Consider the following 12,458-nt stretch of genomic DNA (forward strand, 5'->3'; position numbering starts at 1 on the left):
AGAGAATAACATGAAATCAAAAAAATTATTGAGTATTTTACTTTTACTAACTATGACAACAGCAATATGTACAGGTTGCGGAAAGAAGGATGATAGCAGTGTTCCTTCAAGTAATAACAGCAATACACAAGAAGTATCTCAGGATAAAAAAGAAAACACAGAGAAAACCGATGACAAGCAGTTTAAAGAAAAAGACGGTATGATGGTGTACACAGATACAAAATACAGTCCTTTTGAAGAAAGTGGATTAGAAATTCAGCTAAAAAAGGGCGAAAAGGGTAGTGCAAAATTTATTATAACTGACAAGGATGGGAAAGCTACTGTAGATTATTACTTGTTTGACTATGATAAGAACTATGTTGAAAGGCATAAATATGTAGCTGCCATGGGTACTGAATTCTATTATTACTACGATTTAGAAAAGAAAACTTTAGCTAGAATTGAAGATGGAGACCACAAAGATACCACAGAGAAGACAAAATCATCTAATAGATGGGATAAGGCTGTTTCCACCATGGATGAAGATGTAAAAGCTCTAGAAAAATATTATTCAGAGCAATACAAAACTACAATTAAAGAGGCAGTACAGGGAAAATAATAGTATAAAGTGCACGGTGATACCGACCCCCTTTTGGGTATCACTGTGCAAATATACTCAAGGGGTATTGAAATAATACCTTTTGATTATATTTAAGTTTTACTTTTTTATATTACTCCCATTAACTAGCTATGGCTTATAATTACATATAAACCATAGCATTTTTTTTTGCAAAAATACTATTGACAATTGAACAGTTGTTCAACTATAATAAGATTAACAGTTGAACAACTGTTCAATTAAAACATATGATATAGTAAATTATAATATACTATGGTAATAGTAATGAAAGGAGAAAGCATATGGCGAAAAGTGAATATACCTGTGATTGCACCGTGATTCACCAAAATGTTGTAGATGAAGTAAGGGATGTTATGCTTACAGATTATGAATACAATAGAGCTGCCATGTTTTTTAAGGTCCTGGGAGAACCAACAAGGTTTAAGATAATATGGGCCTTAAGCAAGAGAGAAATGTGTGTTTGCGACATTGCAAACCTTTTAAACATGACAAAGTCAGCAGTATCACACCAATTAGGTAGCCTTAGAAAGGCGGACCTGGTAAAATTCAGACGGGATGGAAAGACAGTATACTACTCACTGGCAGATGAACACGTAGAAGGCATGATGCATGCAGGATTAGAGCATGTAAATGAATAAATATAAATTAAAAAATTTTGGAGGTAATGATAGATGAAAAAGGTGTTTAGATTAGTAGGATTGGATTGTGCAAATTGTGCTGCAAAGATGGAGAGAAAGATCAACGCCATTGACGGTGTAAAGGAAGCAGTTGTAAATTTTATGACTACAAAGTTAACTATGGAAGTAGAAGATAGCAATGTGGATGAAATAATAAAAAAAGTTGAACAAGCTATAAAGGGTGTAGATAACAATGTGGAGATGAAGAGGGCGTAGAACGAAAGGGATAGAAGATAATTTATTATTATTTATGGAGATGAAGGATGTGAGTTAAGGATGAAAAAGGATTTAAGTCGTATAATTATATCTGCTATATTATTTATATTGGCACTTACCATGAAGGGAACACAGCAGGGTGTTAGCATGGCACTTTTCATGGCCAGTTATGTTATCGTAGGTATAGATGTGGTATGGGGGGCCATTAAGAATATTGTTAGAGGGCATGTGTTCGATGAGAATTTTTTAATGGCAATAGCTACAATTGGGGCTATTGCTATAAAACAATATCCAGAAGCTGTGGCAGTAATGCTGTTCTATCAAGTAGGGGAATTATTTCAAAGTTATGCTGTAAACAAGTCTAGAAAATCCATAGCTGATTTAATGGATATAAGGCCTGATTATGCTAATCTAGTAAAAGGTATGGCTACAGAAAAAGTTGATCCTTATGATGTGCAGGTGGGAGATATAATTTTAGTTAGACCTGGTGAAAAGGTACCCTTGGATGGTGTTGTAGAAGAGGGACAGGCTATGCTAGATACTTCAGCCCTTACAGGCGAATCTGTACCAAAATCGGTTAAAATAGGAAAAGAAATATTAAGTGGATGTATAAATCTTAATGGTTCCATAAAAGTAAGGGTTACAAAGGAATTTTCTGAGTCCACAGTGACAAAAATATTAGATCTTGTAGAGAATGCTAGCAATAAAAAATCTAACTCAGAAAATTTTATCACAAAATTTGCTGCAGTGTACACTCCCATAGTGGTAATCTGTGCTGTATTATTGGCAGTGATTCCTCCACTTGTAATAAAAGATGCCGTATTCTCAGACTGGTTCTACAGAGCGCTTAACTTCCTTGTAGTTTCATGTCCATGTGCCCTAGTAATCTCTGTGCCATTGAGCTTTTTCGGTGGTATTGGTGGAGCATCAAAAGCTGGGATTCTTGTAAAAGGAAGCAATTACCTAGAGGCTCTTGCAGATACAGAGGTTGTTGTATTTGATAAAACAGGAACTCTTACTGCAGGTGTATTTGAGGTTCAGGATGTAAATCCTGTAGGCATTTCCAAAGATGAGCTTATAAAAATTGCAGCCCTTGCAGAGAAAGATTCTAATCACCCTATTGCTCATTCTCTAAAAAAAGCCTATAAAGGCCATGTAGAAAAGGGAAGTGTAAAGGATATTCAAGAAATATCTGGTAAAGGCATTAGTGCAGTGGTGGAAGGAAAGAAAGTTTTAGCTGGTAATGACAAGCTTATGAAACTTTATAATATAAAATTCCATGAAAAACAGCTTATAGGCACCATAGTCCATGTGGCTGTAAATGATGAATACCTTGGATATATTGTCATCTCAGATAGGGTAAAATCAGATTCTAAAGAGTCTATCAGAAGGCTTAAGAAAAGTGGTGTAAAAAAGACTGTTATGCTTACAGGTGATGCAAGATTTGTAGGTGAAAATGTAGGAAAAGATCTTAATTTAGATGAGGTATATACAGAATTACTTCCAGGAGATAAAGTAGATAAACTTGAATCGTTGATGGAAGCTAAGTCTTCAAAAGGAAAGCTTGTATTTGTGGGTGATGGTATAAACGATGCACCAGTATTAGCCCGTGCAGATATAGGCATTGCCATGGGTGGCGTTGGTTCCGATGCAGCCATTGAAGCAGCCGATGTGGTGATAATGAATGATGAAATTTCAAAAATTGCACAGGTTATAGATATTTCTAGAAAGACACTGGGCATAGTATATCAAAATATTTATTTTGCCATAGGAGTAAAAATATTAGTTCTGATTTTAAGTGCTTTTGGGCTTTCAAACATGTGGGAAGCAGTTTTTGCTGACGTTGGAGTATCCGTCATTGCCATTGTTAATGCTATGAGGTGCTTAAAAGTAGGAGAAAATAGTAAATAGAATAATGAAAACTAATGAAGCCCTGTAACCTTGCTTATTTGCAATGCTACAGGGCTTTGGTGTGACTTAATTTGATTTTTACATTATATTAATATATAATGGTATAATAATGTGAATTAATACACATAATAATATATAATAATGTGATAATAATCACATAAAAATATATAAAAGTGTGAAAGAAGGTGTAGCATGAAACGTCTTATTTTGAATGAACTATTGAAATGGAAGAATTCTAAACACCGTAAGCCTTTGATTTTAAAAGGTGTGCGTCAAGTAGGAAAAACATGGATTTTAAAAGAGCTTGGCAGAATATATTATGATAACGTAGCTTATTTCAATTTCGATGAAAATGAAGAATACAAAGAGTTTTTTGAAACCACCAAAGATGTTCAGAGACTACTACAAAATCTTGTCATGGCTAGTGGGCAAAAAATTGTCCCCGAAAAGACATTGATTATTTTTGATGAAGTGCAAGATTGTCCTAAGGTTATAAATTCTATGAAATATTTTTGCGAAAATGCACCACAGTACCATATTGCTTGTGCAGGGTCTTTACTAGGTATTGCTCTTGCAAAACCATCATCATTTCCTGTGGGTAAGGTAGACTTTATGCAGATTAATCCCATGACCTTTACGGAGTTTTTAATGGCAAACGGTGATGAGAATTTAGTAACTTATATGGAGAGCATTGATAGTTTTGAGTCTATTCCACATGCCTTTTTTAATCCTTTGTCAGAAAAACTAAAGATGTATTATATCACAGGTGGTATGCCTGAATCAGTTCTTATGTGGACTGAAGACCGCGATGTTGAAGCTATGCAAAAAGCATTATCCAATATTATTGAATCCTATGAAAGAGATTTTGCTAAGCATCCTGACGTTAAAGAATTTCCTAAGATATCTATGATATGGAGATCCACGCCATCACAATTAGCTAGGGAGAATAAAAAATTTATTTACAAGGTAGTAAAAGACGGGGCTCGTGCAAGAGAATATGAGGATGCACTACAGTGGCTTGTTGATGCTAATCTTGTTAGCAAGATATATCGGAACACATCGCCCGGACTCCCTATGGCAGCATATGATGACTTATCGGCATTTAAAATATACCTCGTAGATGTAGGCGTGTTAAGAAGATTATCCTTACTATCACCAGAGGCTTTTAGAGAGGGTAACCGTATGTTTACAGAATTTAAAGGAGCATTATCTGAAAATTATGTGCTACAATCATTAATAAATCAGTATGAGGCCATACCACGATATTGGTCAGAAAGCAATCCACCATATGAAGTGGATTTCATAATTCAGCATGAAAATGACATCATCCCTGTTGAAGTAAAGGCGGAAACTAACATTGAAGCTAAGAGCTTAAAAAAATATAAAGAGAAATTTGGACAAAAGATAAAATTGAGAGTTAGATTTTCTTTGAATAACTTAAGATTAGATGATGATTTATTAAATATTCCTTTATTTATGGCAGACTATACTTATAAACTTATAAGTATAGCTTTAGAACGTCTTAACAAGTAGAATGATATACTGAAGGGAGTTGTAGATTTATGAGTAGAGTTACTTTAGCAAAGACAATAAAGAGTTGTATTATCATTAGTTATCTTTTCCACAAAGCAGCTGATTTACAGGAACAAAGTGATTTTACAATTTAGAGGAGGACGCCATGGAAAAAGAAATTATTTTTAATATTGATGTTATGTTAGCAAAGAGAAAAATGAGTGTTACAGAACTTTCAAAAAGAGTGGGTATTACCATGGCCAACATTTCCATATTAAAAAATGGCAAGGCTAAGGCTATTAAAGTTTCAACTCTTGCAAAGCTTTGTGAAGCATTGGACTGTCAACCAGGGGACCTCCTTGAATATAAAGAATTCCCAAAGAAATAGTCGTATAATCACAGTAAAATGATGCGTAGATTAAACTAAAAAGGATGATGGACATGAAAACATTGATAAATACATCTAATTGGCAAGGGGATTTAGATAGATTAGGGGAAAATTGTAAGCAAGTAGAGGAATTTTTGATAAATAACCATTTGGACGGAGTAGAGTTAATTCAATGCGGAGATATAGATTATAAAAGGATAGATAAAAATAATATTGTAGGACTTCATCTTCCCTATTATCCTATGTGCATGGACTTGTTTAATGATGATAGTGAGGGCCTAAAGAGAACTTTTGGATCTGAAGATATAAGTCATAGGTTTTACAATGGTAATCGCGAAGATTTAATTAAACAATATAGGGAACAGCTTCAATTGGCAAGGGAGCTTAAGGTAGAGTATGTGGTTTTTCATGTGTCTCATGTGCTTGTGAAAGACTGCTATACGTACAAATATGAATATAGTGATGAGCAAGTTATAGATGCCACTATAAAGTTTATAAATGATGTTCTTCAAGGTGAGCAGTACGATTTTTATTTTTTATTGGAAAATCTATGGTGGCCAGGACTTACTTTTCTAAATAATGAACTCGCAGAAAAATTATTGAAGGGTATAAAATATGATAAGAAGGGTTTTATGCTAGATACAGGTCATCTCATGAATACCAACATTTATCTAAAGACAGAAAAGGAAGCTGTTGAGTACATAATAAATATTTTAAAAGGAATGGGAACTCTATGCAAATACATAAAAGGTGTTCATCTCAGTGTATCTTTGTCTGGGGAATATGTACAGGAGACTAAGCAGAAACAGATTAAATTTGCTTTGCCTTCAAGCTATGAAGAATATTTAGAGCAATATAAAAATACCTACAATCATATATTTAAAATTGATCATCACAAACCCTTTACAGAGGATCATGTTAAGGAGATATTTGATTATATAAATCCAGAATTTCTTGTGTATGAATTTATTGCCCATGACGGTGATACCTTAGAGAAATATATCAAAATACAAAATGAAAGTTTAAAATAAGCTCAAAGGTCTATAGAAATTTTTATGGAATTTGTGAAGAAAAAATGATATACTTTAAAGTGGTTGCAGGGGAGCGCCTGGAACTAATTTAGGATGAATAATACATCCGAATAGCGAGGGAACCTGTGTTTCAGGGTGAGAGGAGACTTTTAAGTTTCGACCGTTACTACCATGTCATATGGGAATGGCTATTTGGAGTTAAGTACACCTCTTTCATGGCATATATTTCCTTTGTGATGTGGAAACTAATGTTATTGTGGAGGTATTTTTATGAATAAAAAACCAGTATTATTGAGAAATATCATGCTTGCCATGATGGTTGCTATTGGTGTTGTAATCTCGCCAATTCTTCGTGTAGAGGGACTTTGCCCCACTGCACACTTTATAAATATTGTGTGTTCAGTAATCCTTGGACCATGGTACTCACTTTTGTGTGCTACATTGATCGGAATTATAAGGATGACCATGATGGGAATCCCGCCATTAGCTCTTACAGGTGCGGTTTTTGGAGCTGCCTTATCTGGAATTTTGTATAGAGTTTTTAAGGGGAAAATTATCTTTGCTGTAATAGGGGAGATAATTGGTACAGGTATTATAGGGGCCATTGCGTCATATCCTGTTATGGCTCTTTTGATGGACAAACCAGGTATTGGTTGGTTTTTCTATGTTCCGTCCTTTGTTACAGCAACAATAATGGGAGGTTCAGTGGCATTTTTGTTCCTTGGTGCTCTCAGTAGAAGTGGTATGCTAGGCAAGATTCAGAAGAGTTTGGGGTGTAAAGTGTATGATAAAGGAAGAGGAAATAATAAATAAATTAATAAATATTAAGATAAAAGTAAAAGAGGAAAAACCACTTATTCACTGCATTACAAATCCTATTTCAATAAATGACTGTGCCAATGTAATTTTATCTGTGGGGGGAAAGCCTATTATGGCTGAACATCCTAAGGAGGTAGCTGAAATTACAGCAGTGTCAAAGTCATTGGCAGTAAATCTTGGAAACATAACTGATGTTAGAATGGAATCCATGATGATATCAGGAAAGACAGCATTATTAAATCATATTCCATCTGTAATTGATGTGGTAGGTGTGGCTTGTAGCAACTTGAGGATGGTCTACGCAAGGGAGTTCATTCAGCAGTGCAAACCTTCGGTAATAAAGGGAAATATGTCAGAAATTATGGCTATATGTGGGCTTCAGAATAATGCTAAAGGAATAGATGCCGGTGAGGAAGATTGTGCTCAGTGTAAAAACTATGAAAAAATACTAAGGCAAATATCCAAGCTTTCAGAAGAAACTGGTGCTGTCATTGCCGTAACTGGTAAAACTGATATAGTATGTAGTAGGAAAACAATTTATGAGATAAGAAATGGTTGTGATATGCTTCCTCTTATTACGGGCACAGGATGCATGGTCAATGCACTAATTGGAGCTTGTCTACAAAAAGAATATATAGCTGAATCTGTAATTCTGGCCATGGCCATTATGGGCATAGCAGGAGAAAAAACAAGTAAAGTAAAAGGAACCGGCAGCTTCAGAGTTGGACTTATGGACAACATATATGTGATTTCCGAAAAGGACATAAGGGAAAACTTGAAGATACATGAATGCATATCTTGACATATATTATTTTAAAAGATATAATTATATAAATTATAATTTTAAAATAACTTAAAAACAGAATAATAGCATGTACAAGGATGTATGTGTATAAGCAATGGGGCTTTATGGTAAATGTTTAATTTATCATAAAGCCCTTTTATTTTTAAGGAGGTAAAAATGAATTCATTTTGTATGAAACCTAGGGTGCATTTTGGAGAAAATGCACTAGATTATTTAATGACTATTAAAAGTAAAACAGCTTTGGTTGTAGCAGATCCATTCATGGTTAAGTCTGGAGTAGTAAACAAGGTGTTGGAGAGATTAGAAAAAGCAGGTGTAAAATGTATTGTATTTTCAGATATAGTGCCTGATCCTCCTTTAGCTATAATTGCAAAGGGCATAAAAGTCATGGATAAAGTAAATCCTGAAGTGGTTGTAGCTCTTGGTGGTGGTTCTGCTATTGATGCTACTAAAGCTATAATCTACTTTAGAAAAACTGTTAAAACCGGTCTTCATGGCAATGAAAATATGGTTGAACCAGAGTTCATAGCCATACCAACAACTAGTGGTACGGGCTCAGAAGTCACTAGTTTTTCAGTTATAACTGATAGGGAGAAGAATATAAAGTATCCATTGGTTGAAGAGGAAATGATACCAGATGTTACAATTTTAGATCCTGAACTGGTAAAATCAGTGCCAGCTCAAATCACAGCAGACACTGGTATGGATGTGTTAACCCATGCCATTGAGGCTTATGTTTCAACAAATTCCAGCGATTTTTCTGATGCTTTTGCAGAAAAGGCCATTAAAACTGTATTTGAGTATTTGCCAAAGGCTTATAAAAATGGTGATGATGAAGTGGCAAGGGAGAAGATGCACAATGCATCTTGTATGGCTGGCATGGCATTTAACAGTGCTTCTTTGGGAATAAACCACAGCATGGCACACATTCTCGGTGGTAAATTCCACATTCCTCACGGAAGGGCCAATGCAATTTTATTACCTTATGTAATAGAATACAATGCAAATTTAAATGATTCAAAGGCTGATAGCAAAAGTACAGCGGAATTGTATGCAAATATTGCAAAGATGCTAGGCATCAATAATGGAAATACTAAGATGGCTGTAAAATCACTTATTAATACTATAAAGAGTTTTACAAAGTCCATGGGTATTCCACGGAATATAAAAGAGCTTGGGATAAATAGGGATGAGTACATGGGAGAAGTACAAGCTTTAGCAGAAATAGCATTAAATGATGGATGTACGGCTACTAATCCTAGAAAACCAGAGCTTAAGGAATTAGAAAAATTATTTATTAATATATATAATGGTATATAAACAAAGTATATATTTTTTGTTGACAAGAAAAAATAAAAGAGTTATAATCTGATTATAATATACACAAAGAAGTGTATGATATCGAAAGCAATGGGGCTTTATAGAGGATAATTTATTCTTTATGAAGCCTTTTTTTATTAATAATTATAACGATGTAGTTATAATTTACTATTAAAATGGTGGGGTGTAAAAATGGAACACAAGCAAAGAATAATTCAAGAATTTGTTCCAGGTAAACAAATAACACTTGCGCACTTGATAGCTCATCCCAATACAAGTGTTTATAGTAAATTAGGTTTAGTTGGAGAAAATTCAAATGCAATTGGAATTTTAACTATTACTCCTAGTGAAGCAGCTATCATAGCAGCGGATGTTGCCACAAAAGCATCAGGAGTAGACATTGGATTCATCGATAGATTTAGCGGATCCTTAGTTGTAACAGGGGATGTTTCTAGTGTAGAAGCGGCATTAAATGAAATCATCAATACACTAGAGAACATATTGGGATTTACTCCTTGTAAAATAACTAAATCATAGGACGTATTTAAAATGAAAAAGTTAATTATGATAGGCAGAACAGGATGTGGAAAAACTACATTGACTCAAGTTTTGCATAGCGAAAAAATCGATTATAAGAAAACGCAAGCTATAGAATTCTTTGACAAGGCAATAGATACGCCAGGAGAATACATTGAAAATCGAAGGTTTTATAATGCACTTATAGTCTCTGCTGCAGATTGTGATATTATTGCCTTATTACAATCCTCAATAGATGAACATAGCATATTCCCACCAGGATTTGCAACTTCATTTGCTAAACCAGTAATAGGAATTATTACGAAGGCTGATTTGTGTCACAGTGAGGAAGAACTAAAAAGATCTGAAAAATTTTTAAAAGAGGCTGGAGTAAAACAAATCTATACGATTAGTTCAATTGAGAGTTATGGAGTTGAGGATATAATTAAATTGCTTGAATAAACAACACTAAAGTTGTGTATACTAAATTTCTTCAAACCAATAGGAGAGATAATACATGATGAAAAAAAGAATAATAATAGTTGATGATGAACCACTAACTAGAATGGATCTAAGTGAAATCTTAGAGGACGCAGGATATAGCGTAGTTGGAGAAGCAAGCGATGGAATTGACGCAGTAGAACTATGTAGAAAAGAAAAGCCGGATTTAATAATAATGGATATAAAAATGCCTTTGCTAGATGGCCTCAGCGCTTCTAAAATAATTCAAAAAGAAGAATTATCTGGTGCCATAATACTATTGACAGCATACAGTGGCAAGGAGTTTATAGAAAAAGCCACTAATGTAGGAGTTATTGGGTATTTAGTTAAACCAATAGATGAAAAATCCTTGTTGCCGGCAGTGGAAGTAGCTTTAGCTAAGGGAATTGAATTTAATAAGATAAAACAGGATTTAAAAGAAACTAAAGATAAATTGGAGTCGAGAAAGATTGTGGAAAAGGCTAAGGGCATTTTAATGAAAAAGTATGGTTTAAACGAAGACGATGCATACAAAAAAATCAGATCTTTAAGTATGAATAAAAGTTGCTCTATGAAAGATATCGCTGAAATGGTAATTTTAAGCGATGAGGAATAGCCATGGATACTACAAAAGAACTATTAAAGAAATACTCTAATTTAGACGAACAAAGCATATTAAAAATTCAAGAGGTGTGTAACTCCTTGAAGTTTATTGCAAATATTGTCCAGGCAGATGTTTTTATAGATTGTCCAACAAGGGATAAGGATATAGCCATAGTTATAAATGAAGCAAAACCGGATATGGCGCCATCTCTTTACAAAGAAAATGTAGTAGGAAAATTTGCCTTGCGGGAAAATGAACCAGCTGTTTTCAGAAGCCTTGATTTAGGTGTATCCACAAGAGATATAAAAGCTTTGACTCAAGAAAATGTAAATGTCACTCAAACTGTTGAGCCTATTTTAAATCATGAAGGTAGAACCATAGGAGTGATTATAATAGAAAGAGATTTAACAGGTGATATAGGAAGCTATAAGAAAATGAAAGTTTTGGAGATTGAAAATATACAGTTGTCCAATGAACTAGAACAATTTAAAAACGATACTGAACACATAACTTACCATATAGACGATTCCATTATAATCTTTGATGCTGATGGACTAGTAAGGTTCAAGAATCCTTCAGCAGAGCAGTTATATATGAGTCTAGGCTATAAAGAAAATCTTATTGGAATGCATTTTGACAATATAGTTTTAGGAAACAAGAAGTTTTCTCAGATATGTCAATTCAATGATACTTATATAGAAGAAATTGAAGTTGGTGATTCAGTTTTTGAAGTAAGATATATAAAACAAGTAAATAAAGTTTTGTATTTAGAGATGCTGATAAAAAATATAACTTACATTAAAGAAAAAGAAAAAGAGTTAATTTACAAATCTGTGGCAATAAAAGAGATACACCATAGAGTAAAAAATAACCTACAAACTATTGCAAGTCTCTTAAGACTCCAATCGAGAAGAGTTAAAGATGAAGCAGTAAAACCCATACTTGAAGATAGTATAAATAGAATACTGGCTATTGCCTCTTCTCATGAAATATTAGCCCAGAGTGGCATAGATGAAGTCAGTATAATGAATGTACTAGAGAGAATGATGAGAGGCATAAAAAGTGGCTACGTTCTAGAAGATAAAAATATTAACATCGATATTAGCGGTGATGATTTTAACCTGAATTCCGACAAGGCCACTAATATCTCCTTAATCGTAAATGAATTAGTACAGAACTCTTTTAAATACGCGTTTAAAGGTAAAAATGAAGGAAATATAAATATTATAATCAAGGAAGGAAAAACTTATTCTTCTATCTCCATAATTGATGATGGAATTGGTTTCGATATGAACAAGGTAAATTCTAAGAGTTTAGGATTGAGTATTGTAAAATCCTTGGTTAAAGATAAGTTAAAGGGCGAAATAAAAATAGATTCTTCGCAGGAAGGGACAAAAATTACCTTTGACTTTGCCAACAAAATATAATAAAAATATTCAATACGATGTAGTATTGTCTATGTGGCGACGAGGCCCAGAATTAATGTTGATTTTCATTAAAGTCAATATTAATTCTGGGCTTTTTTTACAAATATAAGCAAGAAAAAACCTATTGGGAGGG

14 protein-coding genes are annotated in these 12,458 nt (G+C 33.9%); all 14 read left to right on the plus strand.

The features are described 5' to 3' along the window. Positions 1 to 10 precede the first annotated feature (10 nt). Complete coding sequence (locus tag BUA73_RS01950) at positions 11 to 598, plus strand: hypothetical protein (protein WP_072901735.1); 588 nt, start codon at positions 11 to 13, stop codon at positions 596 to 598. Between the two features lie 302 nt (positions 599 to 900). Continuing rightward, positions 901 to 1,257, plus strand: a complete 357-nt coding sequence (locus BUA73_RS01955; protein ID WP_072901737.1) for an ArsR/SmtB family transcription factor — start codon at positions 901 to 903, stop codon at positions 1,255 to 1,257. Between the two features lie 33 nt (positions 1,258 to 1,290). Beyond that, entirely contained in the window at positions 1,291 to 1,512 is a 222-nt protein-coding gene (locus BUA73_RS01960) for a cation transporter (RefSeq protein ID WP_072901739.1), read from the plus strand. 60 nt (positions 1,513 to 1,572) lie between these two features. Next, positions 1,573 to 3,423: a heavy metal translocating P-type ATPase gene (locus BUA73_RS01965; protein WP_072901741.1), complete on the plus strand. Its 1,851-nt coding sequence runs from the start codon at positions 1,573 to 1,575 to the stop codon at positions 3,421 to 3,423. Positions 3,424 to 3,615: 192 nt separating this feature from the next. Next, positions 3,616 to 4,956 carry an ATP-binding protein gene (locus BUA73_RS01970; RefSeq protein ID WP_072901743.1) on the plus strand — a complete coding sequence of 447 codons (1,341 nt, stop codon included), beginning with the start codon at positions 3,616 to 3,618 and terminating at the stop codon, positions 4,954 to 4,956. A 145-nt stretch (positions 4,957 to 5,101) separates the two neighbouring features. After that, entirely contained in the window at positions 5,102 to 5,323 is a 222-nt protein-coding gene (locus BUA73_RS01975; protein WP_072901745.1) for a helix-turn-helix domain-containing protein, read from the plus strand. A gap of 53 nt (positions 5,324 to 5,376) precedes the next feature. Next, positions 5,377 to 6,354 carry a TIM barrel protein gene (locus BUA73_RS01980; RefSeq protein WP_072901747.1) on the plus strand — a complete coding sequence of 326 codons (978 nt, stop codon included), beginning with the start codon at positions 5,377 to 5,379 and terminating at the stop codon, positions 6,352 to 6,354. A gap of 270 nt (positions 6,355 to 6,624) precedes the next feature. Next, complete coding sequence (gene thiW / locus BUA73_RS01985; RefSeq protein ID WP_072901749.1) at positions 6,625 to 7,167, plus strand: energy coupling factor transporter S component ThiW; 543 nt, start codon at positions 6,625 to 6,627, stop codon at positions 7,165 to 7,167. 4 nt (positions 7,168 to 7,171) lie between these two features. Next, positions 7,172 to 7,975 (plus strand): hydroxyethylthiazole kinase, encoded by an 804-nt coding sequence (gene thiM / locus BUA73_RS01990; RefSeq protein ID WP_072902050.1) that lies wholly within the window; start codon positions 7,172 to 7,174, stop codon positions 7,973 to 7,975. Positions 7,976 to 8,134: 159 nt separating this feature from the next. Continuing rightward, positions 8,135 to 9,298 (plus strand): 1-propanol dehydrogenase PduQ, encoded by a 1,164-nt coding sequence (locus tag BUA73_RS01995; RefSeq protein ID WP_072901752.1) that lies wholly within the window; start codon positions 8,135 to 8,137, stop codon positions 9,296 to 9,298. Positions 9,299 to 9,490: 192 nt separating this feature from the next. After that, a complete protein-coding gene (gene eutS, locus BUA73_RS02000) occupies positions 9,491 to 9,835 on the plus strand; it encodes an ethanolamine utilization microcompartment protein EutS (RefSeq protein WP_072901754.1) in 345 nt (114 codons plus the stop codon). A 12-nt stretch (positions 9,836 to 9,847) separates the two neighbouring features. Then, complete coding sequence (locus BUA73_RS02005; protein ID WP_072901756.1) at positions 9,848 to 10,276, plus strand: EutP/PduV family microcompartment system protein; 429 nt, start codon at positions 9,848 to 9,850, stop codon at positions 10,274 to 10,276. 58 nt (positions 10,277 to 10,334) lie between these two features. Further along, positions 10,335 to 10,910 (plus strand): ANTAR domain-containing response regulator, encoded by a 576-nt coding sequence (locus tag BUA73_RS02010; RefSeq protein WP_072902053.1) that lies wholly within the window; start codon positions 10,335 to 10,337, stop codon positions 10,908 to 10,910. 2 nt (positions 10,911 to 10,912) lie between these two features. Next, positions 10,913 to 12,325, plus strand: coding sequence for a sensor histidine kinase (locus tag BUA73_RS02015; protein ID WP_072901758.1), 1,413 nt, complete (start codon positions 10,913 to 10,915; stop codon positions 12,323 to 12,325). Positions 12,326 to 12,458 lie beyond the last annotated feature (133 nt).

The organism is Hathewaya proteolytica DSM 3090, assembly GCF_900142225.1.
GTDB lineage: Bacteria > Bacillota > Clostridia > Clostridiales > Clostridiaceae > Hathewaya > Hathewaya proteolytica.